At 74.8% G+C, this 26,047-nt stretch carries 27 protein-coding genes, 1 pseudogene and 1 riboswitch; of the genes and pseudogenes, 8 read left to right on the top strand and 20 right to left on the bottom strand.

Annotated features, from left to right (window positions below; all coding sequences use genetic code 11):
* Positions 1–85: 85 nt before the first annotated feature.
* Together ACGH2B_RS10610 and ACGH2B_RS10605 are read right to left on the bottom strand one after the other, a co-directional pair.
* Positions 86–754 carry a hypothetical protein gene (locus ACGH2B_RS10610; protein ID WP_399087370.1) on the bottom strand — a complete coding sequence of 223 codons (669 nt, stop codon included), beginning with the start codon at positions 752–754 and terminating at the stop codon, positions 86–88.
* 46 nt (positions 755–800) lie between these two features.
* Positions 801–1,202, bottom strand: coding sequence for a helix-turn-helix domain-containing protein (locus ACGH2B_RS10605; RefSeq protein ID WP_399087368.1), 402 nt, complete (start codon positions 1,200–1,202; stop codon positions 801–803).
* Between the two features lie 238 nt (positions 1,203–1,440).
* Here ACGH2B_RS10605 and ACGH2B_RS10600 point away from each other — a divergent pair, with 238 nt between their 5' ends.
* Together ACGH2B_RS10600 and ACGH2B_RS10595 are read left to right on the top strand one after the other, a co-directional pair.
* Complete coding sequence (locus ACGH2B_RS10600) at positions 1,441–2,178, top strand: SDR family oxidoreductase (protein ID WP_399087366.1); 738 nt, start codon at positions 1,441–1,443, stop codon at positions 2,176–2,178.
* Between the two features lie 225 nt (positions 2,179–2,403).
* The gene (locus ACGH2B_RS10595; protein WP_399087364.1) at positions 2,404–3,336 is read left to right on the top strand and encodes a LysR family transcriptional regulator; all 933 of its coding nucleotides are present in this window, start codon (positions 2,404–2,406) and stop codon (positions 3,334–3,336) included.
* A 55-nt stretch (positions 3,337–3,391) separates the two neighbouring features.
* On the opposite strand, the gene ACGH2B_RS10590 is transcribed toward ACGH2B_RS10595, so the two are convergent.
* The gene (locus tag ACGH2B_RS10590; RefSeq protein WP_399087362.1) at positions 3,392–4,186 is read right to left on the bottom strand and encodes an SDR family oxidoreductase; all 795 of its coding nucleotides are present in this window, start codon (positions 4,184–4,186) and stop codon (positions 3,392–3,394) included.
* 489 nt (positions 4,187–4,675) lie between these two features.
* On the opposite strand from ACGH2B_RS10590, the gene ACGH2B_RS10585 reads away from it, so the two are divergent.
* The 4 genes from ACGH2B_RS10585 (at position 4,676) to ACGH2B_RS10570 (ending at position 8,826) form a co-directional block, all read left to right on the top strand.
* On the top strand, positions 4,676–5,368 hold the full coding sequence (locus ACGH2B_RS10585) for a DUF4232 domain-containing protein (RefSeq protein WP_399087360.1): 693 nt from the start codon (positions 4,676–4,678) through the stop codon (positions 5,366–5,368).
* Between the two features lie 254 nt (positions 5,369–5,622).
* A complete protein-coding gene (locus ACGH2B_RS10580) occupies positions 5,623–6,534 on the top strand; it encodes an aminoglycoside phosphotransferase family protein (RefSeq protein WP_399087358.1) in 912 nt (303 codons plus the stop codon).
* A 211-nt stretch (positions 6,535–6,745) separates the two neighbouring features.
* Positions 6,746–7,732, top strand: a complete 987-nt coding sequence (locus tag ACGH2B_RS10575; protein WP_399087356.1) for an aldo/keto reductase — start codon at positions 6,746–6,748, stop codon at positions 7,730–7,732.
* Positions 7,729–8,826, top strand: a complete 1,098-nt coding sequence (locus tag ACGH2B_RS10570) for a class I SAM-dependent methyltransferase (RefSeq protein WP_399087354.1) — start codon at positions 7,729–7,731, stop codon at positions 8,824–8,826. Before ACGH2B_RS10575 ends, ACGH2B_RS10570 begins: the two co-directional genes overlap by 4 nt.
* Positions 8,827–8,863: 37 nt before the next feature.
* Here ACGH2B_RS10570 and ACGH2B_RS10565 read toward each other — a convergent pair whose 3' ends face one another.
* The 4 genes from ACGH2B_RS10565 to ACGH2B_RS10550 all read right to left on the bottom strand — a co-directional run bounded on the left by ACGH2B_RS10565 (position 8,864) and on the right by ACGH2B_RS10550 (position 12,450).
* The gene (locus ACGH2B_RS10565) at positions 8,864–9,442 is read right to left on the bottom strand and encodes an NADPH-dependent FMN reductase (protein WP_399087352.1); all 579 of its coding nucleotides are present in this window, start codon (positions 9,440–9,442) and stop codon (positions 8,864–8,866) included.
* Between the two features lie 497 nt (positions 9,443–9,939).
* Positions 9,940–10,371: an ankyrin repeat domain-containing protein gene (locus ACGH2B_RS10560; RefSeq protein WP_399087350.1), complete on the bottom strand. Its 432-nt coding sequence runs from the start codon at positions 10,369–10,371 to the stop codon at positions 9,940–9,942.
* A 357-nt stretch (positions 10,372–10,728) separates the two neighbouring features.
* On the bottom strand, positions 10,729–11,709 hold the full coding sequence (locus tag ACGH2B_RS10555; protein WP_399087348.1) for an asparaginase: 981 nt from the start codon (positions 11,707–11,709) through the stop codon (positions 10,729–10,731).
* A gap of 54 nt (positions 11,710–11,763) precedes the next feature.
* A complete protein-coding gene (locus ACGH2B_RS10550) occupies positions 11,764–12,450 on the bottom strand; it encodes an ABC transporter substrate-binding protein (protein ID WP_399087346.1) in 687 nt (228 codons plus the stop codon).
* A gap of 175 nt (positions 12,451–12,625) precedes the next feature.
* Between ACGH2B_RS10550 and dtd the strand changes: the two genes are divergently transcribed.
* Positions 12,626–13,051, top strand: coding sequence for a D-aminoacyl-tRNA deacylase (gene dtd, locus ACGH2B_RS10545; RefSeq protein ID WP_399087344.1), 426 nt, complete (start codon positions 12,626–12,628; stop codon positions 13,049–13,051).
* Between the two features lie 64 nt (positions 13,052–13,115).
* Here dtd and ACGH2B_RS10540 read toward each other — a convergent pair whose 3' ends face one another.
* The 7 genes and pseudogenes from ACGH2B_RS10540 to ACGH2B_RS10510 form a co-directional block, all read right to left on the bottom strand.
* Positions 13,116–14,081 (bottom strand): YgfZ/GcvT domain-containing protein, encoded by a 966-nt coding sequence (locus ACGH2B_RS10540; protein WP_399087342.1) that lies wholly within the window; start codon positions 14,079–14,081, stop codon positions 13,116–13,118.
* A 59-nt stretch (positions 14,082–14,140) separates the two neighbouring features.
* The gene (locus ACGH2B_RS10535) at positions 14,141–14,590 is read right to left on the bottom strand and encodes a Fur family transcriptional regulator (RefSeq protein WP_399087340.1); all 450 of its coding nucleotides are present in this window, start codon (positions 14,588–14,590) and stop codon (positions 14,141–14,143) included.
* A 34-nt stretch (positions 14,591–14,624) separates the two neighbouring features.
* Positions 14,625–15,638, bottom strand: coding sequence for an ABC transporter substrate-binding protein (locus ACGH2B_RS10530; protein WP_399087338.1), 1,014 nt, complete (start codon positions 15,636–15,638; stop codon positions 14,625–14,627).
* Between the two features lie 8 nt (positions 15,639–15,646).
* Positions 15,647–16,573: an ABC transporter ATP-binding protein gene (locus tag ACGH2B_RS10525; protein ID WP_399087336.1), complete on the bottom strand. Its 927-nt coding sequence runs from the start codon at positions 16,571–16,573 to the stop codon at positions 15,647–15,649.
* Positions 16,574–16,662: 89 nt separating this feature from the next.
* Positions 16,663–17,505 (bottom strand): annotated as a pseudogene (locus tag ACGH2B_RS10520) (FecCD family ABC transporter permease); the annotation flags it as partial.
* A gap of 278 nt (positions 17,506–17,783) precedes the next feature.
* A riboswitch (cobalamin riboswitch) is annotated at positions 17,784–17,865 on the bottom strand.
* A 71-nt stretch (positions 17,866–17,936) separates the two neighbouring features.
* Complete coding sequence (locus tag ACGH2B_RS10515; RefSeq protein WP_399087334.1) at positions 17,937–18,524, bottom strand: FABP family protein; 588 nt, start codon at positions 18,522–18,524, stop codon at positions 17,937–17,939.
* A 493-nt stretch (positions 18,525–19,017) separates the two neighbouring features.
* The gene (locus ACGH2B_RS10510; protein WP_399087332.1) at positions 19,018–19,710 is read right to left on the bottom strand and encodes a FadR/GntR family transcriptional regulator; all 693 of its coding nucleotides are present in this window, start codon (positions 19,708–19,710) and stop codon (positions 19,018–19,020) included.
* Between the two features lie 396 nt (positions 19,711–20,106).
* Between ACGH2B_RS10510 and ACGH2B_RS10505 the strand changes: the two genes are divergently transcribed.
* Positions 20,107–21,417: an MFS transporter gene (locus ACGH2B_RS10505; RefSeq protein ID WP_399087330.1), complete on the top strand. Its 1,311-nt coding sequence runs from the start codon at positions 20,107–20,109 to the stop codon at positions 21,415–21,417.
* Between the two features lie 130 nt (positions 21,418–21,547).
* On the opposite strand, the gene ACGH2B_RS10500 is transcribed toward ACGH2B_RS10505, so the two are convergent.
* The 6 genes from ACGH2B_RS10500 to ACGH2B_RS10475 form a co-directional block, all read right to left on the bottom strand.
* A complete protein-coding gene (locus ACGH2B_RS10500; protein ID WP_399096909.1) occupies positions 21,548–21,775 on the bottom strand; it encodes a hypothetical protein in 228 nt (75 codons plus the stop codon).
* Between the two features lie 229 nt (positions 21,776–22,004).
* Positions 22,005–22,292, bottom strand: a complete 288-nt coding sequence (locus ACGH2B_RS10495) for a DUF1416 domain-containing protein (protein WP_143943862.1) — start codon at positions 22,290–22,292, stop codon at positions 22,005–22,007.
* A 34-nt stretch (positions 22,293–22,326) separates the two neighbouring features.
* Positions 22,327–23,172, bottom strand: coding sequence for a sulfurtransferase (locus tag ACGH2B_RS10490; RefSeq protein WP_399087327.1), 846 nt, complete (start codon positions 23,170–23,172; stop codon positions 22,327–22,329).
* 169 nt (positions 23,173–23,341) lie between these two features.
* A complete protein-coding gene (locus tag ACGH2B_RS10485; RefSeq protein WP_391640940.1) occupies positions 23,342–23,449 on the bottom strand; it encodes an Ms5788A family Cys-rich leader peptide in 108 nt (35 codons plus the stop codon).
* Positions 23,450–23,654: 205 nt separating this feature from the next.
* Positions 23,655–24,353 carry a DUF2993 domain-containing protein gene (locus tag ACGH2B_RS10480; protein WP_399087325.1) on the bottom strand — a complete coding sequence of 233 codons (699 nt, stop codon included), beginning with the start codon at positions 24,351–24,353 and terminating at the stop codon, positions 23,655–23,657.
* 222 nt (positions 24,354–24,575) lie between these two features.
* On the bottom strand, positions 24,576–26,042 hold the full coding sequence (locus ACGH2B_RS10475) for a hypothetical protein (protein ID WP_399087323.1): 1,467 nt from the start codon (positions 26,040–26,042) through the stop codon (positions 24,576–24,578).
* Positions 26,043–26,047: the final 5 nt, after the last annotated feature.

The raw sequence follows: 26,047 nt of genomic DNA, 5'->3' as shown, positions 1-26,047 counted from the left end.
TTGTCGACTCGGGCCGTCGCGGCCCACCGTACCCGGACAACGGGCCGGACACCTGAGGGGTGCCCGGCCCGTCGCGATGTCTGCGTCACTTCGACGGCGGGGTGCTCCGGCGCGTGGCGGGCTTGCGGGCCGCGGGCTTCTTCGCGGCGGTGGCTCCGTCGGCCTTCGTGCCGTCGGCCTTCGCGGTGGCGGGCTTGGCGGCGGGCTTCGGGACGGCGCCGGTGCGGGACGGCTTGGCGGCGGTCTTGCCGTTGGCGGTGCCGTTCGCGGTGCCGTTGGCCTTCGCCGGCTTCGGGGCGGACTTCGGCGCCGGGTCCGGCTCGATGACCACGGCCAGCTCCTCGACGTGGTCGGCGGCGTCACCGCGCCAGCCCTGCACCGCGCCGCGGCCCCGCTCGGCCAGCCCGTCGTACGTCTCGCGTGCCTTGACCGCGTACTCGGCGGCCCGGCCGACGCCCTGGAGGGCGAGGACCTGTGCCTGCTCGCGGATCTTGCGCAGATCGGTGTCGAGCGAGCCGAGCAGGTCGTTCAGCTTGCTCTGGGCCTCCTTGGCCTGCTGGGCGACGCGCGCCTGGACGTCCTTGGGGTCCGTGGCCCGCACCGCCTCGATGTGCTTGGGGGCCTCCGCGCGGATCCGCTCGACCAGCACCGGCACCTCACCGAGTTTCTCGGCCGCCAGGTCGGCGGTACCGGCCAGGGCGTACAGCGGGGTCGGGTCGGTCAGGGTCTTGCGGAGGTCATCGGTGATGGCCATGAGGTGCTTCCTCCTGCGTTCGTGGACTGAGGTCGGATGCCGTGGCTCAGCCGTGGCCGGGGACGTCACCGGTCGGGGCGGTGTCCGGGCCGCTGCTGCCGTGGCCGTTCTCCTTGCGGAAGGAGTCGTAGATCTGGAGCAGGACCTGCTTCTGCTTCTCGTCGAGCGCGGGGTCGGTGCGTATCGCGGCCTGGACCTCGATGCCGCTCGCCCCCTGCTTCTCGTCGAGGATCCCGGCCTGGACGTACAGCGTCTCGGCGGAGATCCGCAGCGCCTTGGCCAACTGCTGGAGGATCTCCGCGCTCGGTTTGCGCAGCCCGCGCTCGATCTGGCTGAGGTACGGGTTCGACACCCCCGCGGCCTCCGCGAGCTGCCGCAGGCTCAGTTGCGCCGTGCGCCGCTGCTCCCGCAGGAACGCGCCGAGATTGCCGACGTTGAGCGATGCCATGCCCCCATCGTGCACCGGTGGTGCTAACTATTGCAAGCAGGGTGCTTGCGGGAGTGTTGCTGGGGGTGGCCCGCGGGCGGAGGGGCCTTCGCCGCCCGGCCGGGCGGCGGGCGCTCCCGTTCGTGGCCGACCGCGTCGCTCGCGTCCGCCCGCCCGGGAAACGGTGGTACAGGTTCGCGTGCAGGCGCGCGGGCCAAGGGCCGGTCCGTGCGCGTTCCTCTTCCAAGGAGTCATGGCCATGGCGGGAATCGCGGGCAAGGTAGTGGCGATCACCGGTGCCAGCAGCGGGATCGGGGCCGCGACGGCGGCGTATCTCGCGGGGAAGGGCGCCCACCTGGTGCTGGGCGCGCGACGGGAGGACCGGCTCGGCGCGGTGGTGGAGGAGATCACCGGGGCCGGGGGGTCGGCCGTGGGTGTCGTCGTCGATGTGACGCGCCGGGAGGATCTGGTGCGTCTGACGGAGACGGCGATCGAGCGGTTCGGCCGTCTCGACGTGCTGGTGTCCAACGCCGGGACGATGGCGGTGTCCCCCTTCGACGAGCTGCGGCAGGACGACTGGGACGCCATGGTCGCCACGCACATCACCGGGCTGCTCAACGGGATCGGCGCGGCGCTGCCCGTCTTCCGGCGGCAGCGGTCCGGGCACTTCGTCAACGTCGGCTCCACCGCGGCGCACGTCGTGAAGTCGCCGCAGGGCGTGTACGCGGCGACGAAGACGGCGGTCAAGGTCCTGACCGAGGGGCTGCGGCAGGAGTCCGGGCCCGACCTGCGGGTCACCCTCGTCTCGCCCGGGTTCACCCACACCGAAGGGGTCGGCAAGGCGGCGAGCCCCGAGGTGGCGGCGGAGCTGGTCCGGATGCGCGACGAGATCGCCATGCCGCCCTCGGCCGTCGCGTCCGCGATCGGGTTCGCGATCGAGCAGCCGGACGGGGTGGACATCGGCGAGGTGGTCGTCCGGTCGACGGCGCAGGGGTGAGGGGGGAGAACGGAGGCCGGGGCGGTGGTGCTGACCTGGGCGGTTTCCGGTCGGCCCGCCGTACGGGCCGAGGGCGCGGGTCCGAGGGCGGGGCGCGCCCGCCGGACCGGTCGCGCCCCTCGTACTTCCTGCCCCCGGGAATCCCCGCCGGCGGAACCGGGTTACCGCCCCTGGCGGTGCGGGAACGGCGGCTGCGGCCTCCGACGGCGACAGGGGTACGGGCTCATGAGTCTGCGTCAGTTCGAGTACGCGCTGGCCGTGGCCGAGGAGGGTTCGGTGACGGCGGCGGCCGGGCGGCTGCGGGTCGCCCAGCCGTCGGTGTCGCAGCAGATCCGCGGGCTGGAGCGGGAGTTGGGCGTGGAGCTGTTCGCCCGTACGCCGGCGGGGCTGGTGCCCACCGTCGTCGGTCGCGCGTTCCTGCGGGAGGCCGAGGCGGCGGTGGGCGCGGCGCGGCGGGCCCGGGCGGCCGCGCGGGCCGGTGCCGAGGAGCTGGTGGGCGAGGTGGCGGTGGCGGCGCAGATGGGCTTCGGCGCCCGGCAGTTGCCGGCGGCGCTGGGCGCGCTGCGCCGCCGCTCCCCGCGCCTGGAGGTCACCGTCCTGGAGGAGCCCAGCTCCGCCGAGCTGGAGCGGCTGTGCCGCCGGGGCGCGCTGGATCTGGCCCTGATGGCGGCGTGCGAGCGGAGCCCCGCCGACGCCCACCACCTCGGCGACGAGGAGTTCGTCGTGGTGCTGGGCGCCGGGCACCGCCTGCTCGCCGCCGACCGGGTCGAGCTGGACGCGCTGGCGGGCGAGGCGTGGGTGCGGTTCGACCGGGACAGCGCGCTCGACGCCGTCCTGCTGGACGTCCTGCGGCGGGGCGGGCAGGACCCGGTCACGGCCGCCCGCGTCTCCCAGACGGCGACGGCCGTACGCTGGGCGGCCCTCGGTCTGGGGGCCACACTCGTCCCCGCCTCCGCGGTGCCCCGGGGCCATGAGCACCTCGCCCGCCCGGTGTTCCCGGCCGTGTCGCAGCCGGTCATCGCGGTGCTCCGCTCCGGCCCGGGACCGGCGGAGACGGCGTTGCTGGAATTCCTGCGGAAGGAGGAATGGGGCGGGGGTGATTCCTCATCGCCCTCCGGCCGGATTTCCCGGGAAGGCGCCGGTGTGGCCGCGGAGTGAATTCCGTTACGTCACCAGGTGACCGGCGGGAGGGTATGCCAGAATTCCGGTGGCGTCAGCCGCGCGGGAATTCGCCGCCGTCCACGACGAGTTTGCTGCCGGTCAGCCAGTCCGCCCGGCCGGAGACGAGGAACAGCACCGCGTGGGCGAGGTCGTCGGGACGGCCCTCGCGGCCCAGCGGCGGGGTGTCGCCGGCGTTGGTCGCGCCGGGCGCCGCGGCCAGCCGCGCCCACCGCTCCCGGGTCTCCTCGCCGCCGGGGGTGGCGGTCCGGCCCGGGGAGAGGGTGTTGACCCGCACCCCGTGCGGCGCCAGCTCCGCGGCCAGCCCGCGGCTGTAGTTCTCCAGCGCCGCCTTCGCCGCCGTGTAGTGCAGGAACTGCCCCACCGGCGTGGCGACCGCGGCCGAGGAGACGTGCACGATCGCCCCCGCGCCCCGCTCCCGCATCCCCGGTGCCAGCAGCGCGTCCAGCCGCACCGCCGCCAGGAAGTTCAGGTCCAGTGCCTCCTGCCACCCCTCGTCGCCGATGGCCGAGGAGTCCGGGTACGGCTGCGCCCCGCCCGCGTTGTGGACCAGGATGTCCACTCCGCCGAACCGCTCCCGCGCTGCCGCCGCGACCGTCTCCGTCCCGGCCCGGGTCCCGATGTCCGCCGCCACGAAGGCGGCACCCTCCGGCGCCGTGCCCGCCGCCGACCGGGCGGTGGTGAGCACCTCGGCGCCCGCCTCCAGGAGGCGGCGGACGACGGCCGCGCCGATACCGCGGGTGCCGCCGGTGACCAGGGCCCGCTTTCCGGTGAGTTCCCGCTCGGCCGGGGGGCTCTGCTTCTCCGGTGTGTTCTCGGTGGTGTTCATATCGCCGTTTTTCCCTCACTCACGTCAATTCCGTTCGGGCCCGGCCCGTTGATGCGCAAATAAGCGGTACGTGCCGCGTGACAGGCGCTATGTGCTTTTCGGGACCGGGCTGTTTCACGGTACGTACGGGAAAGCGGGCGGGGCAAAGACGGAAATGCAGTGGCGGGTAGAGGAAATGCCTATAGGGGCCCCGGCCCCGGGGTCGGGGGCGCTTCCGGTAGGCGGGGCGGGCGTCGTCCCGGCGGGGCCCGTCCGCGGCGTTCCGGCGGGTGGCACGGGCGGTCACGGTGGCGGGGGAGGGGCGCCGGGGCCCGGTGACGGTGGGGCGGCGGTCCGGCCCGTGTGCCCCGGTGGAGCCGTCAACGCCCGCCGCCCGTAACGGTGTTAGCCGGGTGTTAGCCGGGCGCCAGTGGCACGCCAAGGGCTCCCGGCAGAGTCGTTGACGTACCGAGGAGACCGCGTCACCGACTACTCCAGGGGGAACCCGCCATGCGCTCGCTCACCACCCGCCGCCGTACCCTGCGCGTCGCCGCTGCCGCGCTCACCATGGCCGCCGGCCTGACCCTCACCGCCTGCTCCGGCGGGGACACCGGCACGAAGGCCGCCGGCAAGGTCGACTCGGCCGCGGCCACCCAGGAGAACGCGGGCTCCGGCGAGTCCACCACGGTGGAGAACGGCCAGCCCCAGGGGGACGCCGGTAAGAAGGACGGCGCCGACGCGGGGTCCGCGGGCAAGGGGGCCGCCAACTCGGCCACCACCCAGGGCGAGCGCTGCCACACCAACGAACTGAAGGCGGCCTTCGCCACCGGCGGCGACGCGGCCCCGGACCCGGACGCGGAGGGCTCGACGACCACCAGCATCATGCTGACCAACTCCGGCGACCGTAGCTGCAAGCTCGCCGGCTTCCCCGGCGTGGACATCGTCAACGAGAGCGGTGAGTCCTGGTCGCTGGCCCGTTCGTCCGCCAAGTACAGCGGGATCACCCTGGCCCCCGGCGAGACCACCGACTTCACGCTCAATGTCGCGATGACCGGTCTGGACGGCGACGCCTGGCTCGCCTCCTCCGTGGAGATCACCCCGCCGAACGAGACCTCCTCGCTGAGGGTCGCGTGGCCCTGGGGCCCGCTCCTCGACCAGCGCGGCGCCACCCACCCGGCCACCTACGTCAACCCCATCGGCTGACCACCCGGCGCGGCGGTCCCGGGGCGACGACCGGCCCCGGAACCACCGCCCCGCCACCGGACCGCGTCGCACCCCCGCGCCGGACGGCCCGTGCCCGCACCGGGCACGGGCCCGACGCGTTCCCGGGCCCGGCACCCGCCCCCGGGGAAGGCCGCGGGCTCCCGTTCCGCTTGCCCCGGTGCGGCCGCGATCCCGTTACGTACACCCGGCAAAAGTCGCTGGCCCCTCGGGACCCGGCCGGTCAGACTCCCGGCATGACGCTCCACGAGGACGAGATCGCGGTCGACGAGGCGGCGGTGCGGTCGCTGCTGGCGGCGCAGTGCCCGCAGTGGGCCGACCTGCCGCTGACGCCCGCCGGGCACGGCACCGACAACACCCTCCTCCGCCTCGGCGACGACCTGCTCGTACGGCTGCCGCGCACCCCCGGCACCGCCCGGTCGCTGCGGAAGGAGCGGGAGTGGCTGCCCCGGCTGGCGCCACGGCTGTCGTGGGCGGTCCCCGAGCCCGTCCACGCCGGGGCGCCCACCGAGCGCTTCCCGCTGACCTGGTCGGTCCACCGCTGGATCGACGGGGAGCTGCCCGGCCCCGGCACCGTCCGCGACTGGGCCGCCTTCGGCACCGATCTCGCCGCCTTCGTACGGGAGTTGCACGCCGTCGACCTGATGGGCGCGGTGCGCGGCGGCGACCTCGGCTGGTACCGCGGCGGTGGGCTGCGGGAGTGCGACGACTGGGCCGTCGCGGCCCTGGAGGCGTGCCGGGGCGTGGGCGTGCCCGGGATCGATGTCGACGTCCTGACGGAACTGTGGCGGACGGCGCGCGCCCTGCCGGACGCGGCCGGCCCGCGGGTCTGGCTGCACGGCGACCTCAAGCCCACCAACCTCCTGGTCCGCGCGGGCCGGCTGCACGCCGTCCTCGACTTCGGGGGACTCTCCGTCGGCCTGCCCGACGCCGAACACGCCCCCGTCTGGGACCTGCCACCCGAGGCGCGGCACGCGTACCGCACCGCGCTGGATCTCCCCGACGCGACCTGGAGCCGCGCCCGCGCCTGGGCCCTCGCCGTCGGCGCCGCCGGGCTCCCCTACTACCGCGACAGCTACCCCGAGTTCGCCGCCGAGTGCGCCGCCCGGCTCGCGGCGATCACCGCCGACGCGCGGGGCGGACGGTGAGCGGAGGCGGGTCCGGCTGTCGAGCCTCGTCCCGCCGCCGGGGAGCGCGCCGTCCCGCCGCAAAAGCGGGCCGGGGCGCCGCGCCGCGGACAAGAAGCACGCCCCGCCACCGGACACCGGTTGCCTTCGACCGCACTCCAACTCCTACCTTCAAGGGGACGGCCGCGGTCCGGGAAGGTCCCGGGACGGGCCGCGCCAGGAGGTGGCGGACATGACGGGGATGCCCACGCGCAGGCTCGGTGCGCTGGAGGTTTCGGCCCAGGGGCTCGGCTGCATGGGGATGAGCCACGGTTACGGGGACGCGGACGATACGCGGTCGCTCGCCACGCTGCACCGTGCGCTCGATCTCGGGGTGACGCTGCTGGACTCCTCCGACTTCTACGGCGGCGGCCACAACGAGGAGTTGCTCGGCAGGCTCCTCGCCGAACGCCGCGACGAGGTGGTGCTCGCCACCAAGTTCGGCTTCGCCAACCGCCTCGGCGAACCGGCCGCCATCCGCGGCGACGCCGCCTACGTACGCCAGGCGTGCGACGCGTCGCTGCGCCGCCTCGGCACCGACCACATCGACCTCTACTACCAGCACCGCGTCGACCCGCAGGTGCCGATCGAGGAGACCGTCGGCGCGATGGCCGAACTGGTCGCGGCGGGCAAGGTGCGCCACCTCGGACTGTCCGAGGCGGGCGCGGAGACCGTCCGCCGGGCGCACGCGGTCCATCCGATCGCCGCGCTGCAGAGCGAGTGGTCGCTGTGGACCCGCGATCTGGAGCGGGAGATCGTGCCGGTCTGCCGGGAGCTGGGCATCGGCCTCGTCCCGTTCTCGCCGCTCGGCCGCGGCTTCCTGACCGGCCGTTACGCGTCCGTCGATGGCCTTCCCGCGTCCGACCTGCGGCGTACCCAGCCGCGGTTCGCCGACGGCAACCTGGAGCAGAACCTCGCGATCGTCCGGAAGCTGGAGGAGCTGGCCGCCGCCCGCGGGGTGACCGCAGGTCAGCTCGCGCTGGCGTGGGTGCAGCACCGCGGCGACGACGTCGTCCCGATCCCCGGCACCCGCCGCGAGCGCTACCTGGAGGAGAACCTCGCCGCGCTGCGGATCGACCTCTCCGCGGACGACCTGGCCGCCATCGACGCGGCCGCCCCCGCGGACCGGGTGGCCGGTACGCGGTACGACGAGGGGAGCATGAAGCTGGTGGGGAAGTGAGGGGAGAGCCGGACTCCGGCGGCGGTGCGGGGGCGTCCTCCGGGGGCGGCCCCGCACCGGCCGACGGCCTCGGCCCGGCGACCGGCGGTCCGGAAACGGTACGAGGTGCCGAACCGGCCGCCGGCGGCCCGGTCTCCGGCGGCGGTGCGGGGGAGTTCTCCGGCGGCGGCCCGGCCCCGGTAGGCGGCCCGGCCACCGGCGGCCCGGCTTCTGGCGGCCCGGCTTCTGGCGGCGGCGCGCGTCCGTCCGCCACCGGTGACCCCGCCCCGGACACCTCCACCCCCGACGCCGTCGCCTTCCTCCGCCGTTTCCACGCCGCGCACCCGGCGGTCACCGCCCGCAGCATGGCGCACGGCCGCGCGCCCGACGGCCGGTCCAGTTACGCGCTGCTGCGGGACGCGATGGCCGGGCGGCGGCGGGTGCTGGACGTGGGCTGCGGGGACGGGCTGCTGCTGGACATGCTCGCGGCCGGGCCCGGCCGCGAGGTCGCGGGCCTCGACCTGTCGGCGCCGGAACTGGCCCTGGCCCGGTGCCGTCCGGGGCTGGGGACGGCGGAGCTGCACACCGGGAGCGCCGACCGACTCCCCTTCCGTGACGGCGCGTTCGACGGCGTCGTCTCGCACATGGCGCTGATGCTGATGGACGGGGTGGAGCGGGTCGCCGCCGAGATCGCCCGGGTCCTCGTACCCGGCGGCACGCTGGCCGCCGTCATCGGCGGCGGGCCGGGTGAGGGCGGGGCGTACGCGGAGTTCCTGCGGCTGCTGCGGCCGGTGCTCGACGCGGCTCCGCCCGAGCGCCGCATCCCCCGCCTCGGTGACCGGAGGCTGCGCGACCGCGAGGGGTTCGACGCGGTCTTCGGGCCCGCCGGGTTCGCCCCGGTGGCCTGGGAGCGCGTACCGATCGACCTGACCGCGCCGCCGGAGACGGTGTGGCGGACGGTCGGCGGGCTCTACGACCTCGGCCCGCTGGACGCGGCGACCGTCGCGGAGCTGCGCGCCCGCTTCACCGCCGCCACCGCCCCGACGGCGCTGCCCGACGGCCGCATCCCGTGCGCGATGACCGTGTGCGTGGCGGTGACCCGGCGCACGGGCTGAAGAGCGGGGGCGCGCCCGGCCTCGGGCGCGCCCCCCGTCAGACGCCGTACGGCCGTGCGGCGCGGCCCTCGCGGAGGGTGAGGGCCCACCAGGTGAGCTGGTGCAGCAGGGTGTCGGCCGCCTTGGTGGCGGGCGCCGGGTCGTGGAGTTCGCCGGTCTCGTCGAAAAGGGTCCAGGCCAGCGGGAAGCTGACCGTCTCGCGGACCGTCGTGGCGTGCAACTCCGCGAAGACCAGCCGCAGTTGCTCCACCGCCCGCAGCCCGCCGGAGATCCCGCCGTACGAGACGAAGCCGACGGGCTTGGCGTGCCACTGCGGGTTCAGCAGGTCGATGGCGTGCTTGAGCGGGGCGGGGAACGAGTGGTTGTACTCCGGGGTGATCACCACGAACGCGTCGGCCGCCGCGATGCGCCCGGCGAACTCCTCGAACTCCGGTGTCCCGTGGCGCAGTTCGTACGGGCGGACCGCGTCCAGGTCGATGACGTCGACGTCGAGGTGCTCATGGGCGGCGGCCCGCCGGGCGAACCAGCCGCTGATGACCGGCGCGAACCGGCCCTCCCGGGTGGAGGCGACGAGCACGGCGAGGGTGTGCCGGGCGGGGGCGAGGGTTTCGGACATGGGGTTCCTCCGGAGCGGAATCGGGAGCGGGAGTGCGTGGTGCGACGGGGCGGGTGCCGCCGTCGGGACCGACGCTAGAACCTCAAGCTGAGTTGAGGTCAACTGCCGGGTGCCGCACCCCGCTCACCGCCGACGAACCGGAACCCGGGCCCCGCGTCGCCCTTGCCCCGCGTTGCCCTCCGCCCCTCGGCGCCGCGGCCCGCCCGGCCCCGCGTCGAGCCTGCCGCCCGGCGTCTGCTCGCCCGGCCGGGTCCCGCGCTGAGAACGCCCCGGGCCGCCTCGCGCCCGCCCCCGATAACGCACCAGGCCCCCGGGCGGCGGCGGGCCCCCGGCCCCGCACCGGAAAGCGCCCAGGGCCCGTACCGGAGGTCCTGGCCCCGGCCCCCGATAGCGCCCCCGCCCCCGAGAACGCCTCGGGCCCCGGACGGCGGCGGCCCCGGCCGCACGCCGGCCCGATCCCGCTCCGCCCGGGGCCCGTGCCCCGGTGATCCGGCCGCTCAGGCGGCTCCGAACAGCTTCAGCAGCTCCGTCTTCTGGAACATCCGGGCCGTGTCGAGAGCCGACGGCGTGCCCGCGGCCGGGTCCGCGCCGTGGTCCACCAGCACCTTCACGACCTCGTCCTCGCCCTTGAAGACCGCGCCCGCCAGTGGCGTCTGGCCGCGGTCGTTGGGGCGGTCGGCGTCGGCGCCGCGCTGCAGGAGCGCCGCGACGGTGGCCGCGTGGCCGTGGTACGCGGCCAGCATGACCAGCGAATCACCCCGGTCATTGGTCAGGTTGGCCGGGACCCCGGCGTCCACGTACGCGGCGACGGTGTCCGTGTCACCGTGGCGCGCGAGGTCGAAGACCTTGGCCGCGAGCTGTAGCACCTCGGGGTCGTGGGCGTGCTCGGTCGCCTCGGGCCCCTGCGGTCCGGTCTGCGCGTCGCTCATGATCGCCGGCCTCCTGCTGTGATCGTCGCCAACTGGCTGTCGCCGCCACTGTAGGCACCCGCCCGGCCCTTTGTGCAGGCCAACGCCGTACGACCGGCGAACACCACGCGAGCGGAACGCCACCCGGAAGGCCGGACGGCCGAGCCGCGGGGCGACCGGCCGGGCTCCGGCGGGAGCGCGGACCACGGCGGGCACCGCTCCCGGCCCCACCGGGCCCCGCACCCGGCCTCACCGGGCACCGCTCCCGGCCTCACCGGGCACCGCTCCCGGCCTCACCGGGCACCGCTCCCGGCCTCACCGGGCCCCGGCGGGGAGCGCGGACCCCGGCGTTCCGGGCTCCCCGCCGCGCCCCGTCCCTCAGAACGCCGCCCGGACCTCGCCGACCCGGACCCCGCCGCCCGTCAGCGGTACGTCCTCGATCCGCGCCAGCACCGGCGCGTCCACGCCCATCCCGCGCAGCACCCGGGCCAGCACCGGGCCCAGCGTGCGGGTGTTCCCGTCGTCGATCTTGAAGGCGAGGGCCCGGCCGTCGGGCAGCGCCAGCGCCTGCACCGCCTCCGCACCCATCTTCGACAGCGTGCCGGGCAGCTCCCGCATCAGCCAGGTGTCCGGGCGCCGGGTCCCCGCGACGTACTCGGGGTGCGCGCGCATCGCGTCGGCGACCCGCCGCTCGGGCGTGCCCTCCTCGGCCAGGACGAACGTCCGGAACGCGCGGGCCAGACCGGTCAGCGACAGCGACATCAGCGGCGCGCCGCAGCCGTCCGTACCGATGTGCGCCACCTCCGTGCCGGACGCCGCGCGCACGCACTCCAGGACCAGCCGCTGGAGCGGATGGTCCCGGTCGAGGTAGCTCTCCGTCGGCCAGCCGTTGGCGACGCAGGCGGCGAGCATCGCGGTGTGCTTGCCGGAGCAGTTCATCGTCAGCGGCGAGCGGACCTGCCCGGACGCGAGGTACAGCTCGGCCTCCTCCGGATCGAGCGGCAGGTCCGGCGGTGTCTGCAACTGCGCCGCGTCGAGCCGGAACTCGTCCAGCATCGTCCGGACGAGATCCAGGTGGAACGCCTCGCCGGAGTGGCTGGCCGCCGCCAGCGCGAGCCGCTCGCCGGACAGCTCCAGGCCCGCCCGCAGCAGCGCCGCGGCCTGCATCGGCTTGTTGGCGGAGCGGGGGAAGACGGGGGCGTCGACGTCACCGAGCGCCGTCTCGACGCCGCCGTCGGCGGCCAGCACCACCAGGGAGCCGCGGTGGCGCCCCTCGACGAAACCGGAGCGGACGACCTCGGCGAGGACGGGGGCGTACGGGGAGTCCGAACGGTCGGATATCGGGCGGGACGAAGACATCGGCTAAGCCTTCCGGGAACGGGACCGGTCCTCCCCGGAAGGCTTGTGGCCAGGTCAGGACAGCAGGTCGTCTACTTGTGCTTCCCCTTCACGGTACCTGCGGGTGATTTCGCTGCTGCAATCGTCGGCCATCCGCTGGAGCGACTGCCGCCGCCCGGAGACCTGCTGCTCGTACCGGACGAGCCGGGCCATCGCCTCCGTCAGCTCCCCGTCGGTCCGCGCCCCCAGATCGGAGAGTTCGACCTCGCCGAGCATGTCGTCGGCGAGCCTGCGGTACTCCTCGCCGTGCGGGGTGCCGACCGTGACGTGCCGGGCGGACGAGCGGTGGCGGGAGGGGACGTCCGCCAGGATCTCGGGGAGCCGGTCCAGCAGCGGCGGCAGCGGCGCCGCCCGGCGGGCCAGCTCCGCCCGCAGGATGTCGATCCGGCCCTGGAGCAGCCGCCGCAGATAGCTCAGATCGGCCTCCTCGCGCTGGGCGTCGCGCCGCAGCGCCCGCAGCTCGGGCAGGGTCGGGGCGGAAAGATCCGGCTGGTCGACGGGGTGGAAGCGGTCGCGCTGCTGCGGTGGACGGTGCTGCGACCGGCCGGCTTGGAGCATGGGGCCATCCTCGGTGCGGGGGCCGTCGGCCGGGGCCGTCGCCAGGGTCGTCCAACGGGCGGCGGTCGGTGCCGGAGCGGCACTCGGAGTCGTACGGGCGGGTGGTACGGGACCGGGGATCCGCCCGGCGCCGGCAGTGCTCATGAGTGGTTTTGTCCCCTCGTCCGGTGCGGCATCCAGGGCATGTTGTCCATGAAACGCACCACGTGCACGCATCGTGCCACTCTGGGCGGTCCGTATGCAGGGCCATGACACCCGAACGGCCCCCGGAGGGGCACGGCTGTCCGAACGCCTTCAGGGCCCCGGCATGATGGCGGGTATGCGAGCAGTGGTGCAGAGAGTGGACGGCGCGCGCGTCGTCGTGGACGGCGAAACGGTCGGCGAGATCGTCGGCGAGGGACTGTGCGTGCTGGTGGGCGTCACGCACGACGACACGGAGGGCAAGGCGGCGCAGCTCGCCCGCAAGCTCTGGTCGGTGCGGATCCTGCAGGGCGAGAAGTCCTGCTCGGACACGGACGCCCCGCTGCTGGTCATCAGCCAGTTCACTCTCTACGGTGACGCGCGCAAGGGCCGCCGTCCCACCTGGAACGCGGCCGCGCCCGGGCCCGTCGCCGAACCGCTCGTCGACGAGGTCGTCGCTCAGTTGCGGGCCCTCGGAGCCCGGGTCGAGACCGGCCGGTTCGGCGCCGACATGAAGGTGTCGCTGACCAACGACGGACCGTTCACGGTGCTCGTCGAGGTGTGACCGCACGCGGACGGCCGCGGCCCCTCCGGTGAGGGACCGCGGCCGTCGCCGTACGCGGGGCGCCCTACGGCGCGACCACGACCTCCTGGGCCGCGGCGGTGCCCGCGGCGTCCAGCGGCGCGTCGACGGGGACGTTCCGCTTGATCAGGCCGAGGGCGATCGGGCCCAGCTCGTGGTGGCGGGCCGAGGTGGTGACGAAACCGATCTGCCGGCCCTCGGGCCCGTCGGCGGCGAGCCGCAACGGCGTGCCGTGCGGCGGCAGATGCACCTCGCTGCCGTCCAGGTGCAGGAAGACCAGGCGGCGCGGCGGCTTCCCCAGGTTGTGGACGCGGGCGACGGTCTCCTGGCCGCGGTAGCAGCCCTTCTGGAGGTGGACCGCGCTCTCCAGCCAGCCCAGCTCGTGCGGGATGGTCCGGTGGTCGGTCTCCAGACCCAGGCGCGGGCGGTGCGCCTCGACGCGCAGCGCCTCCAGCGCGAGGACGCCGATCGCCGGTCCGTGGGCCGCGGCGAACGCGTCCAGAGAGCCGCGCGGCAGGAAGAGGTCCCGGCCGTGCGGCGTCTCGCGGACCACCACGCCCTCGGGCGCCTCGGTGATCGAACCGGCCGGGAGATGCACCACCGCGAGGTCCGCGGTGCGGTCGGCGACCTCGACACGGTAGAAGAACTTCATGCTCTCCAGATAGGCGATCACCGCCTCCTGGTCGCCCGGCTCGGTGTGCATCCAGGTCGTCTCGCCGTCGTCGACGAGGTGGAGCGCGTGCTCGATGTGGCCGTGCGCGGAGAGGATCAGCGCCTCGGTGGCCTGCCCCGGCGGCAGCTCGCTGACGTGCTGGGTGAGCAGCAGATGCAGCCAGCTCAGCCGCTCCGGTCCGGTGACGGTGACCACGCCGCGGTGCGAGAGGTCCACGAAACCCGAGCCGTCCGCCAGCGCGCGTTGCTCGCGGAAGAGGTCGCCGTAGTGCGCGGCGACGCCTTCGTCGGGGGCCTCGGCGGGGACGGCGCCGGGCAGCGACAGCAAGGAACTCTTCATACCGCCAGCCTACGGCCCGGCCGCCGTCCGCCGGGATCGCGGGCGGAGCCGCCGGGCCCTCAAGCCCCGCCGTCCTCCGCCTGCCCGGCGGCCTTCTCCGTACAGCCGCGGCAGCGGCCGAAGATGGCGAAGTGCTTGAGGTCGGTGGTGAAGCCGAACTGCTCGCGCAGGGTGGCGGCGAACGGCTCGGCCACCGACAGATCCGCCTCGATCACGTCCGTGCAGTCCCGGCAGACCAGGTGCATGTGGTGGTGGCGGTCGGCGAGGTGGTACGTGGCCGAGCCGTGCCCGAGGTGGGCGTGGGAGACCAGCCCCAGCTCCTCCAGCAGCTCCAGCGTCCGGTAGACGGTGGAGATGTTCACGCTGCGCGCGGTCTTGCGGACCTCGGTGAGGACCGCGTCCGGGGTCGCGTGCTCCAGTCTGTCGACGGCTTCCAGCACGAGCTGACGCTGGGGCGTCAGCCGGTAGCCGCGTTTGCGGAGGTCGCTCTGCCAGTCGGTGCTCACCACGCCCCCAGTGTAAGGAGCGCCACCCGGCCGGGCGTCAGTCGTGCGGCCCGGCGGCGAGATGGCGCGCCAGCGCGCGGACCGCCGCCGGGTTGCGGGGCGATTCGACGAGGTCGGCGTAGTCCAGCGTGAAGATCCGCTTGTGCTTGACGGCGGAGACGTTCGCCAGCGGCCCGTAGTGGAGCAGGAAGTCCTTCTTCCGGGCGGCGGACGGCGAACCGTAGTCGTTGATCACGATGACGTCGGGGTCGCGCTCGACGACGGTCTCCCAGCCGATGGTGGTCCAGGTGTCCTTGAGGTCCTTGGTGAGGTTGACGCCGCCCGCCTTGGTGATGATGTCGTCGGGACCGGCGAAGGCGCCCGCGGTCAGCGGCTTGTCGGTACCGCTGTCGTAGAGGAAGACGGAGGGCTTCCTCCCGTCCTTCGGGTGCGTGGCGCGGACCGCGGCGATCTGCGCGCGGTACTCCCCGACCAGCTTCGCGGCGCGGTCCTCGACGTGGAAGATCTTCCCGAGGTTGGTCAGATCGGTGTAGAGCGCCTCCAGCGGCGGCATCACCCCGCGGGCGTTGCCGGAGCCGCCGTTACGGCACGACTCGGTCAGCACGTAGGAGCCGATGCCGAGCTTCTTCAGGGAGGCGGGCGTGAGGTCGTTGCCCTCGCCGAAGCCGTAGTTCCAGCCCGCGAGGACGAGATCGGCGCGGGCGTCCAGCGCGATCTCCTTGGTGATCGCCTTCTTCGACAGCCACGGCACCTTGTCGTACGCGTCCCGCCAGGCGACCTTCTCGATATGGCCCCGGTACGACGGCATGACGTACCCGGCCATCCGGTCCTCAAGACCGAGCGCCAGCATCAGATCGGTGATGCCGACATCGTTGGTGACCACCCGGGACGGCTTCTTCGCGAAGGTCAGCTCGGTGCCGCAGTTCTTGACGGTGACCGGGTACCCGGCGGCGTCCTGGCGGCCACCGCCCTTGTCGGCGGAGATCTTCGCCCCGCACCCGGTCAGGGCCAGCGCGAGAACGGAGAGCAGAGCGGCGGAACGGCGGAACATACGGGGCCTCATCTGGGGGCGGGGGAGGGGGCGGCGGTCCGCGGACCGTGGTCCGGGGCGTCCGGGGCGGGTGACGCGGGCGCGTCCGGCGGGGCGGCGTCCGGGGCGGACGGTCCGGACGGCCCGTCCGGCGGCGCGCTCCCCGGGCCGTCCGCCCCGCCCCGCCGCTCCGGCAGCCGGTCGAGGAGCAGGTGTACGGCGCCGGTCTCCGGGTGGCGGACGCGGTGGGCGCGGACGCCGAAGACGTCCGCCAGCAGCTCGGCGGTGAGCACCTCGTGCGGCGCGCCGGACGCGACGATCCGGCCGCCGTCGAGGACGTACAGCGCGTCGCAGTGCCGCGCCGCGAGGTTGAGGTCGTGCAGCGCCGCCAGCACCGTCAGGCGGCTGTCGCGGACCAGCGCCAGGACCTCCAACTGCTGCGCGATGTCGAGGTGGTTGGTGGGCTCGTCCAGCACCAGCACCCGTGGTTGCTGGGCCAGCGCGCGGGCGATCAGCACCCGCTGCTTCTCGCCGCCGGACAGTCCGGGGAAGCCGCGGTGCGCCAGATGCCCGGCGCCGACCCGGTCCAGCGCCCGCGCGCAGATTTCCTGGTCGGCGGCGGACGCCCGGCCCGAACCGCGCTGGTGCGGCAGCCGCCCCATCGCCACGATCTCGGCGACGGTGAAGTCGAAGGCGGCCTGCCCCTCCTGCGGCAGCGCGGCCAGCAGCCGGGCGCCCGCGCGCGCGTCCATGGCGTGCAGATCGGCACCGTCCAGCCGGACCGTGCCGCCCGCCGGACGCAGCGCCCGGTACACGCACCGCAGCAGCGTGGACTTCCCGCTGCCGTTCGGGCCGACCACCCCGATCAGCCGCCCCTGCGCGGCGCGCAGCGTCACGTCGTGGATCAGCCGCCGCCCGGCGACCTCCACGTTCAGATCCTCGATGTCGACGCGCATCAGACGCCCCCTCCGAAGCTGTAGCCGCTGCGCCGCATCAGCAGTACGAAACCGGGCACGCCGAGCACCGCGGTGATCGCGCCGACGGGCAGTTCGACGGGCGCGATCACCACCCGCGACAGCACATCCGCCCAGACCAGCAGCACCGCGCCGAGCGGCGGCGCCACCGCCATCACCCGCCGGTGGTCGGCGCCCACCAGCATCCGCGTCACATGCGGCACCAGCAGCCCGACGAAGCCGATCGCCCCGCTGACCGCGACCACCGCCCCGGCCACCGCCGCCACCACCAGGAACAGCTCCCGCCGCAGCCGCCCGGCGTCCACGCCGAGCGCCGCTGCCGTCTCGTCGCCCATCGCCAGCGCGTTCAGCCGGCCCGCGGCCAGCCACAGGTAGACCACCGCGCAGGCCACCGCACCGGCGGCGAGCGGCACCGACGGCCAGCCCGCCCCGCTCAGACTCCCCAGCAGCCACATCACCGCCGACCGGGCCGCCTCCCCGCGGTCGGCGGAGAACACCATCAGCGTCGTCACGGCGGAGAAGCCGTAGTACATCGCCGTACCGGTCAGCACCAGCCGCAGCGGGGTCAGGCCGTGCGAGGTGCGGGCGGCGGCGTAGACCAGGGCCATGGCGAGCAGCGCGCAGACGAACGCCGAGGTGGACAGCGCCCACACGCCCAGCGCCCCGGCGGCGCCGAAGAGCAGGACGGCGTTGGCGCCGACGGCGGCGCCCGAGGAGATCCCGAGGACGAACGGATCGGCCAGCGCGTTACGGACCAGCGCCTGCACGGCGACGCCGATGGCGGACAGCCCCGCCCCGACGATCGCGGCCAGCAGCGCCCGGGGGAAGCGCAGTTCCCACACGACGGTGTATCCCGCGGCGTCCTCGGCGGGCAGCGTCCCGCCGCTCACCCCGGCGGCCAGATAGCGCACCACCTGCCCCCAGCCGACCCCGGCCGAACCGAGGGCCACCCCGCACAGCACGGAGCCGAGCAGTACCACGACGAGCGCCGCGACCAGCGGCGGGAGGGGAATGCGGCGCGCGGGCGCGTCGTACGCGGCGCGGGCCGCGGTGGCCTGGGAGGGCGTCGGTTCCACGGACGGTCCGCCTTCGGCTCGGGCCGTCCTACGGATGAAGGCACGGTCCGCGCGGGCGACCGCGGCGGGCGTCCCCTCGCAGTCCACGGCGAGTTGTCAGGAGCGTGCGCCGCCGCGGGTGATCGGACTCGCGGACGCCCCCGGACGGGGCGCCGCTCACCGTTGCGGGTCAGTGCCGGACTCTCACCGGACTTCCCCCGCGGGGCGCGTCATACCTATGCGGTTGTCGGCGTACGGGACGCCCGGCCCCGTACGCCGTCGAGCGGGGCTCAGCCCTCGTACGGGGTGCCGTCGGCGTTGAAGAACGAGACGCCGTCCGGGGTGTCGGCGGGCAGGGTCTTCGCCCACTCCTCCAGGTCGACGACCTTCTTCAGGTGCGCCGACATGTACGGCCGCAGCGGCACCTCGGGGGTGGCCTTCTCGCCGACCCACATCAGGTCGCTGTTGACGTAGCCGTAGAGCCGCTTGCCGCCGCTGTACGGACCGGCGGCCTCGGTACGGGCGACGGCGTCGGTGGCCAGGTCGATCTGCGGCTTCTTGTCGGCCAGCTCGCCGTACCAGACCTCGACGATGCCCTGGTCACGGACCATGACGATCTCGACCTTGCGGTTGTCGTCGATGCGCCAGTAGCCGCTCTCGCTCTCCAGCGGGCGGACCTTCTCGCCCTCGCCGTCGAGCACCCAACTGTGCGAGGTGTACTCCAGGAAGTCGCGGCCGTCGTGGGTGAACGTGACCTGCTGGCCGAAGTTGCACTTCTCGGTGCCGGGGAAGTCGGCGACGCCCGCGCCTTCCCAGTTGCCGAGGAGGAAGGCCAGGGGAACGAGGGCCGGGTTCAGGTCGGACGGGATCTCGATCATCAGCTCAGGCGATCTGTGGGGAGGGACAAGGCGGCACGGCGGGAGGCGGTCGTCAGCGCTGACCCTGGTAGAGCTTCTTGTAGGTCAGACCGGCGAAGGCGATGACGCCGACGCCGACCAGGACGAGCAGGGTGGTGAAGACTGCCTCAAGCACGGCGTGCTCCTTGGACGGAGTGGGGTGGAACGGACCGTGGACGAGTCTAGTCGGCACCGTTCGCGTCGGCGCTGTGAGGTTCCCCGCCCGGCGATCAAGGACGGCGGACGGGGGCCGGCGAGGGGGCGCGGGGCCGGGGTGCGCGCCGCGACGGCGGACCGGGGCGCGCGCCGGTGGGACGCCGGGCCGCGGTGATGCCGGGGCCCGCGGGGTTCCGTGGCACGAGGGTGCCGCGCCGGCCCCGTCGGACGGTGGCGGCGCCGGCCCGTCGGACGGTGGCGGCGCCGTGGCCCGCGCGTCGGCCGTACGGCGGTCGTGCCGCGCGCCCCGGGCCCGCCGTCAGCCGCGGGCGGGCGGCGGGGTGTCGGACCAGGCGCCGGCGGCGTCGAGGTTGGCGGTGGCGCTGCGGGCGGCGAGCGCCGGGTCGCCCGCCCGCAGCGCGTCGAGCAGCTCCTCGTGGCCGCGCGGATCCGCCCCGTCGAACCCGGAGCCGTCCCACTGCGCGGTCATCGAGCGGCGCAGCGGCGGGCCGAGCGCGGTGTAGAAGGTGGCGAGCAGGGTGTTGCCGCTGCCCGTGGCGACGCCCTGGTGGAAGGCGAGGTCGGCGCGGATCCAGGCGTCGCGGTCACCGTCGCGCCAGGCGGCGGCGCGCTCGGCGAGGAGAGCGCCGAGCCGGGTCAGCTCCTCCGGCGTGATCCGGGCGGCGGCCAACCGCGCGGCCTGTACGTCCAGGGCCTGGCGGACCTCCAGCACCTCGGCCGGCTCGCTGCCGAGCCGCTGCAGCGCGCCGGAGAGTTCGCTGGTGGCGCGGACGTACGTACCGTCGCCCTGCCGGGCCTGGAGGAGTCCGGCGTGGCTGAGGGCGCGGGTCGCCTCGCGCAGGGTGCCGCGGGCGACGCCCAACTGCTCGATCAGCGCCGCCTCGGTCGGGATACGGCTGCCGACCGGCCACCGGCCCGAGGTGATCTCGGCGCGCAGCCGCTCGATGACGTCGTCGACCAGGACCGATCGGCGGGCGGAGGCGAGAGTCACGGGGGCCTTCCTGTCAGGGGGATGCCCGGCAGTCTACCGGCCCCACCGATAAAGGTTGGACGTTTAAAGGTTGGACGTTTTATGTTTCCGTCCATGCCCGCACCCGAGCCCCCGCCGCCGAACGACCTCCCGCCCGCGCGCCGCACCCCTCCGACCGGCCCTGCCGGGGCCCGCCCCGGTCCGCCCCGCCCTGGCCCGCCCTGTCCAGGCCCGCCCCGCCCTGGCCCGGACCGCTCCGCTCAGGGCCTCCCCGCCGAGGACTGTCCCGCTCAGGGCCACCCCGGTCACGACCGCCCCGCTCAGGGCCGCTCCGCTCCGGCCCGCCCTGCTCAGGGCCTCCCCGCCCCGGACCGCCCCGGTCCTGTCCGCCCTGCTCAGGTCCGCCCTGCCGGCCCCGTGGGGCTCGCCCCGTCCGCCGCCCGTTCCCGTGCCGGGCTGCTGACCGCCGCCGGGATCGTGCTGATCGCCGTCAATCTGCGGCCCGCCGTCGCCACCGCCGCCGCGCTGCTGGAACGGCTCCGCGCGGAGCTGGGGTTCGGGCCGCTCGTCGCCTCGCTCGTTCCGGCGCTGCCGACGCTCTGCTTCGCGGCGGTGGGCGCGACCGGCGCCGCGCTGGCCCGCCGCGCCGGGACCGAGCGCGCCGTCCTGCTGGCGCTCGCCGCGCTCGTCGCCGGGCTCGCCGTCCGCGCCGTACCGTCGACGGGCGCGCTGCTGGCCGGGACGGTGCTCTCCGCCGCCGGACTCGCGCTCTGCAACGTCCTGCTGCCCGCCCTCGTCAAGGCGCACTTCCCCGGCCGGGTCGCGCTGCTGACCGGCGTCTACACCACGGTGATGGCGCTCGGCTCCGCCCTCGCCGCCGCCGTCGCGGTCCCCGTCGCCGACCTCGCCGGCGGCCCGTCCCCCGGCCTCGCCGTCTGGGCGCTGCCCGCCCTCCTCGCCCTCGCGGTGTGGGCACTCGCCCCGGGCTCCGTCAGAGCGGGCCCGGAACAGGAGCGGCAACGGGAGCGGAGGCGGGGCGGGACGGGGCCGGGCCCGCGGGACGGCGCCGGGGAACCGGGTCCGCAGGACGGCGCAGCGGGCCCGGCCGCCGAGCGGGGCGCCGGGCCCGCCCCGGAGCGCGCCGCCGTGTCGGCGTGGGCGGTCGGGCGCACCCGGTTCGGCCTGCTGGTGACGGCGTTCTTCGCGCTCCAGTCGCTGGCGAGTTACGCGGTGATCGGCTGGCTGCCGACCGTACTGACCGATCACGGAGTCCCCGCCGACCGGGCCGGCTCCCTGCTGGGGACGGCGCTGCTCGTCGGGGTGCCCGCGGCGTTCGTCCTGCTGCCGCTCACCCGGTCCCCGGCGCGGCTGCGGCTCGCCTTCTGTCTCGTCGGCGCCGCGCTGACCGCCGGCTACCTCGGCCTGCTGTACGCACCGTCGGCGGCGGCGCCGCTCTGGGCCGTCCTGACCGGTCTGGGGCTCTGCGCCTTCCCGCTGGTCCTGGCGCTCATCGGGACCAGCGGACGGAGCGCGCGGGAAACCGCGGCGCTCTCGTCCTTCGCGCAGAGCACCGGCTATCTGCTCGCCTCCGCCGGACCGTTCGGGGTCGGTCTGCTGCGTTCCGCCACCGGCGGCTGGAGCGCCCCGCTCACCCTGCTGCTCACCCTGGGCGTCCTGCAACTGCTCGTCGGCCTGGCGCTGACGTCACGATGGGCGGCCGGGCGGTGACCGGAGCGACGCGCGGGCCGGAGGCGACCGGAGCCGTACGCACCGCCACCGCCCGTACGCACCATCGCCGCGGCACGGGCGGTGGAGTACGGGTACGGGCACCGGCCCGGTGCGGGAAGGCGGTGGCCGCTCAGTGCGAGTGGTGGTCGTCGCGGTCGTCCAGCTCGCGCCACCAGCGGTCGGACTCCGGGTCACCGGACTCGTCCCACCAGCGTTCGTCGGGACCCCGGCGGTTGGCGACGATCGCCGCGATCGGCGGGATGACCATCGCGACCACGCACATCGCCACCGCGGCCGTCACCGACCACATCCGTACCAGGCTCCAGGCCAGCACGAAAAGGGTGAGACAGACCCCCATCATCACGAAGTACCAGCGATGACGGCGTCGGGGTGGCAGCCGGCGAGGCATACCTCCACGGTAAGTCCGCGCCGCGCCGGAAAGAAGCCCCGGCGGGGTCGTTCGGACAGGTCCCGCCGGTCCGTACGGCATGCGAAGGGCCGCACCCCCGCAAGGCGTCCAACCCCGGGGTGCGGCCCTTCGGCCGGTGGGTGCGCGGCCGCCGCCGCGCACCCACCGCACGCTGTCGTCAGACGGCGATGGCGACCTCCGCCAGGCCGCCCTGCTGCGCGACCACGGTGCGGTCGGCGGTGGCGCCGGGGACGAGGGCGCGCAGCGTCCAGGTGCCCTCGGCCGCGTAGAAGCGGAACTGTCCGGTCGCGGAGGTGGGGACCTCGGCGGTGAACTCGCCGGTGCTGTCCAGCAGCCGGACGTAGCCGGTGACGGGCTCGCCGTCGCGGGTCACGCTGCCCTGGATCGTGGTCTCACCGGGCTTGATGGTCGACGCGTCGGGGCCGCCGGCCTGTGCTCCACACATGGGGATTCCTTGAGGGTTGAGAGGTGGGGCGGACTTACTTGTTGGCGCCGAGCTCGATCGGCACGCCGACCAGCGAGCCGTACTCGGTCCAGGAACCGTCGTAGTTCTTGACGTTCTCCTGGCCCAGCAGCTCGTGCAGCACGAACCAGGTCAGGGCGGAACGCTCACCGATGCGGCAGTAGGCGACGGTGTCCTTGGACAGGTCGACCTGCTCGGTCTCGTAGAGCGCCTTCAGCTCGTCGTCCGACTTGAAGGTGCCGTCGTCGTTGGCGTTCTTCGACCACGGGATGTTGCGGGCGCTCGGCACGTGGCCGGGGCGCTGCGACTGCTCCTGCGGCAGGTGCGCCGGGGCGAGCAGCTTGCCGCTGAACTCGTCGGGGGAGCGCACGTCGACGAGGTTCTTGGTGCCGATCGCGGCGACGACGTCGTCCCGGAAGGCGCGGATGGAGGTGTCCTGCGCCTTGGCCTTGTACGCGGTGGCCGGACGGCTGGGGACCTCGGAGCCGTCGACCAGGTCGCGGGAGTCCAGCTCCCACTTCTTGCGGCCGCCGTCGAGCAGCTTCACGCTGTCGTGGCCGTAGAGCTTGAAGTACCAGTACGCGTACGAGGCGAACCAGTTGTTGTTGCCGCCGTAGAGGACGACGGTGTCGTCGTTGGCGATGCCCTTGGCGGAGAGCAGCTTCTCGAAGCCCTCCTGGTCGACGAAGTCGCGGCGGACCGGGTCCTGGAGGTCCTTCTGCCAGTCGATCCGGACGGCGTTCTTGATGTGGTTCTTGTCGTACGCGGCGGTGTCCTCGTCGACCTCGACGAGGACGACCTTCGGGTCGTCGATGTGGGCCTCGACCCAGTCGGCGTCCACCAGAACGTCGGTGCGGCTCATGTTCTTCTCCTCCGGGGCAGTTGCGGGGGTGTGCTTGCGGACGGGCACGCGGATACGCCGGGGATGCGCGGCGGCGTCAGGGCGGCGCGCGGCGCGGCGTGGCACAACGGGAACGGCGATCAGACGGAGCGGCCGGGGGGCGGGCCGGCCGGTGACGGGAACGGGCCCGTCAGACAGGGCGACAGAGCATGGTGGCGACGCGGCACAGGTCGACTGCCCGCCGCTTCGTGAGGTTCGCCTGTCCCCGGAAACGGAGACCGCTCGATGCGCTCTGCATGCCGTCGATCGTAGGGACGGAAACCCGGGCCTGTCACCGGTGTGTCACATGGCGAGATGTGATTGTCCGAGATGTGAAACGAAAGCCGCCGCCCGGCGCCCCTTCGCGGGGGCCGGGCGGCGGTGGGACGGTGGGGGGTCTGTCGTACGGGATGGGTCGTCTCAACGGCTGGACGGTGGGGGTCCGGGCCGGGCGGCGGGGCCGGTCAGCCGGGGAGCTTGACGTCCGTACCGGTCGCGGAGATCGCCACGCCGTCGGGACCGGCGGTGACCTTGTCCAGCTTGAGGTTGGCCGGCAGTTGGTCGAGCTTCCACTCGTGGTCGGTCTGCTCCCGGATCTTGTCGGCGCAGCCGGGGAGCAGCCGGCACATGGTCGGGATGGAGTCGGCGCGCAGCCGCAGGGTGTCGCCGTGCGCGGTGACGGAGCCGGTCACCTCCAGCGAGCTGAGCAGCGGGATGGCCGGCGAGATCTTCACCTGGCCCTGGCCGCCCTTCGTCCCGCCGTACGTGACCTGCACATTCGCGCCGGACGCCTTGGTCAGGTCGGCGTAGGAGAGGGTGGCGGTGGCGGTGGCCGACGCGGCGTTCTCGATCGAGCTGTAGTCGTCGGAGAGCTTGACGTCGTGGAAGACCGCCTTCAGCTTGTCGACCCGGAGGGTGTGGCCGTCGGCGTCGGCCTTCACCCCGCCCAGCTCGGCCTCGACCTCGTCCAGGTTGCGCCCGGCCACCTGGGTCAGGAACGGGAAGCCCTTGATCGAGACCTCCGGGGCCGCCGCCAGCCCCTGGCTGTCGCGGATCTTCTCCGCCGCCTTGTCCTCGGCGAGATTGACCGCGACCCGGTCGGCGGCGACGAACAACCCGCCGACCACCACGACCAGGACCAGCAGCACCTTCAGTGCGCGCATCGAACCCTTCCCCCACACCCGGCCGGTCCGCCCGGCCACTCGCTTCGTCTCCGTACGCCACGGGCCCCCTGCCCGCGCACCGGCGAGCCTAGACGACCGGCGGCGGTGACCGGAGGGGACGACCGGCCGTGACGGCGGCGGGCGGTGGAGGCCTGCGAACGCCGACGGCCGCCGCCGGGCGCGCGGGGCGCCCGGCGGCGGCCGGTGCGGGAAACGGGCGGGTCAGCTCAGGACCGGCCCCAGCAGATGGACGGCCGGGGCGGCGAGCGCCAGCGGCAGGGCGACACCCGCGGTGAGGTGGACGAAGCGCGACGGGTAGTCGTAGCTCGCCACCCGCAGGCCGATCAGCGCACAAGCCCCGGCCGCCAGGCCCAACGCGGCGCCCATGACGCCGAAGTCGTTGAGCCGGCCCGCGGCGGCGCCCGCGCCGGCGGCGGCGAGCAGCGCGAGGACCGCGGTGACCGGGCCCGGCAGCGGCAGCGCGCGCACCAGGACGGCCAGGGCGACGGCGGCGGCACCCACCACCACGGCGTCCGGGAGCGCGGAGAGCTGCCCGGCGGCGAGCACCGCGAGCGCCGCGGAGGTCAGCCCCGCGGTCAGCGCGTACATCCGCTCATCGGCGCCGGAGCGGTTGCGGAGCTGGAGGACGAGGACGAACAGGCACCACACGCCGAGCGTGCCGAGGCCCACCAGCGGCGCGTCCTCGCGGTCCGTCGCCAGCAGCGCCACATCCGTCACCACCCCCGCCAGGAAGGCCAGCGCGATGCCCTGCCGCGCCGGCCACATCCCGTTCAGCCGGTACCACCCGGCCGCGGTGACCGCCTGCAACAGCACCACCGGCACACACCGCACCGCCTCCGGCAGCGGCGCGGTCACCGCCAGCAGCAGCGCGAGAACGGCGGTCAGCGCGGCAGGCCGGATCCCCGGCGGAATGATCGGCGACCGGCCCTCGGCGCGGGCCCGCTGGTTGGGCGCGAGCCGGGAGAGGTCCTGCGGCGCGTCCGGACGCGGGGCGTCCTGGGCCGTGTCCGCCCCCGTGCCCCGCGCCGCGTGCGGCCGCGCGGCGCCGTGCGATGCCGCGCCGCCGTCGCCGGGAGCGGGAACGGCGGCGGGCGGGGCGTACGAGTGCGGCACCTGCTCGTACGGAGCGCCCACGGCCTGCGGTGCGCCCTGCGCCTGCCCGTAAGCGGCCTGCCCGTGGCCGGACTGTGGGTGCCCGGGCTGCCCGTACGCGACCTGTTCGTGGCCGGGCTGCGCGTGGCCGGGCTGCGCGTGGCCGGGCTGCGCGTGCGGGACCTGCTCGTACGGGGCGGCGGCCGGGGCCTGCCCGTACGGAGCGGCCGGGTTCTGCTCGTAAGAGGGGGCGGCCGGGGCCTGCCCGTACGGGGCGGCGGGGCCGGCCGGGCCCTGGCCGTGTGGCGTCTGCCCGTACGGGGCCGGGCCGCCGTACTCCTGGCCGTACGGCGCCTGGCCGGGCTCGGTCCGGCCGTACGGCGCCTGGCCCTGGGGCGTCTGCCCGGCGTGCCCCTGGTCGTACGGGTGGCCGTGCGCGGGGCCGCCGTGCGGGGGCTGCTCGTACGCCTGCGGGGGCTGCGGGGGCAGGCCGGGGGCGGCGTACGGGCCGGGGTGCGGGGCCTGGCCGGGGTGCGGGTCGGGGGAGCCGTAGGGCTGCTGCGGGGAGTCGTTCATGATCG

Origin of the sequence: Streptomyces sp. BBFR2 (assembly GCF_044497305.1) — a bacterium.
Lineage (GTDB): Bacteria > Actinomycetota > Actinomycetes > Streptomycetales > Streptomycetaceae > Streptomyces.
This window is presented reverse-complemented; position numbering and strand designations above follow the sequence as displayed.

Bases quoted from the DNA above. Each gene is read 5' to 3' on its own strand.
- ACGH2B_RS10610 (WP_399087370.1), bottom strand. From the start codon at position 754: ATGGCCATCACCGATGACCTCCGCAAGACCCTGACCGACCCGACCCCG.
- ACGH2B_RS10585 (WP_399087360.1), top strand. From the start codon at position 4,676: ATGCGCTCGCTCACCACCCGCCGCCGTACCCTGCGCGTCGCCGCTGCC.
- ACGH2B_RS10525 (WP_399087336.1), bottom strand. From the start codon at position 16,573: ATGCGCGTCGACATCGAGGATCTGAACGTGGAGGTCGCCGGGCGGCGG.
- ACGH2B_RS10540 (WP_399087342.1), bottom strand. From the start codon at position 14,081: ATGAAGAGTTCCTTGCTGTCGCTGCCCGGCGCCGTCCCCGCCGAGGCC.
- ACGH2B_RS10560 (WP_399087350.1), bottom strand. From the start codon at position 10,371: ATGAGCGACGCGCAGACCGGACCGCAGGGGCCCGAGGCGACCGAGCAC.
- ACGH2B_RS10475 (WP_399087323.1), bottom strand. From the start codon at position 26,042: ATGAACGACTCCCCGCAGCAGCCCTACGGCTCCCCCGACCCGCACCCC.
- ACGH2B_RS10580 (WP_399087358.1), top strand. From the start codon at position 5,623: ATGACGCTCCACGAGGACGAGATCGCGGTCGACGAGGCGGCGGTGCGG.
- ACGH2B_RS10555 (WP_399087348.1), bottom strand. From the start codon at position 11,709: ATGTCTTCGTCCCGCCCGATATCCGACCGTTCGGACTCCCCGTACGCC.
- ACGH2B_RS10595 (WP_399087364.1), top strand. From the start codon at position 2,404: ATGAGTCTGCGTCAGTTCGAGTACGCGCTGGCCGTGGCCGAGGAGGGT.
- ACGH2B_RS10490 (WP_399087327.1), bottom strand. From the start codon at position 23,172: ATGAGCCGCACCGACGTTCTGGTGGACGCCGACTGGGTCGAGGCCCAC.
- ACGH2B_RS10515 (WP_399087334.1), bottom strand. From the start codon at position 18,524: ATGATCGAGATCCCGTCCGACCTGAACCCGGCCCTCGTTCCCCTGGCC.
- ACGH2B_RS10495 (WP_143943862.1), bottom strand. From the start codon at position 22,292: ATGTGTGGAGCACAGGCCGGCGGCCCCGACGCGTCGACCATCAAGCCC.
- ACGH2B_RS10480 (WP_399087325.1), bottom strand. From the start codon at position 24,353: ATGCGCGCACTGAAGGTGCTGCTGGTCCTGGTCGTGGTGGTCGGCGGG.
- ACGH2B_RS10575 (WP_399087356.1), top strand. From the start codon at position 6,746: ATGACGGGGATGCCCACGCGCAGGCTCGGTGCGCTGGAGGTTTCGGCC.
- ACGH2B_RS10500 (WP_399096909.1), bottom strand. From the start codon at position 21,775: ATGGGGGTCTGTCTCACCCTTTTCGTGCTGGCCTGGAGCCTGGTACGG.
- ACGH2B_RS10530 (WP_399087338.1), bottom strand. From the start codon at position 15,638: ATGTTCCGCCGTTCCGCCGCTCTGCTCTCCGTTCTCGCGCTGGCCCTG.
- ACGH2B_RS10565 (WP_399087352.1), bottom strand. From the start codon at position 9,442: ATGTCCGAAACCCTCGCCCCCGCCCGGCACACCCTCGCCGTGCTCGTC.
- dtd (WP_399087344.1), top strand. From the start codon at position 12,626: ATGCGAGCAGTGGTGCAGAGAGTGGACGGCGCGCGCGTCGTCGTGGAC.
- ACGH2B_RS10550 (WP_399087346.1), bottom strand. From the start codon at position 12,450: ATGAGCACTGCCGGCGCCGGGCGGATCCCCGGTCCCGTACCACCCGCC.
- ACGH2B_RS10590 (WP_399087362.1), bottom strand. From the start codon at position 4,186: ATGAACACCACCGAGAACACACCGGAGAAGCAGAGCCCCCCGGCCGAG.
- ACGH2B_RS10605 (WP_399087368.1), bottom strand. From the start codon at position 1,202: ATGGCATCGCTCAACGTCGGCAATCTCGGCGCGTTCCTGCGGGAGCAG.
- ACGH2B_RS10600 (WP_399087366.1), top strand. From the start codon at position 1,441: ATGGCGGGAATCGCGGGCAAGGTAGTGGCGATCACCGGTGCCAGCAGC.
- ACGH2B_RS10485 (WP_391640940.1), bottom strand. From the start codon at position 23,449: ATGCAGAGCGCATCGAGCGGTCTCCGTTTCCGGGGACAGGCGAACCTC.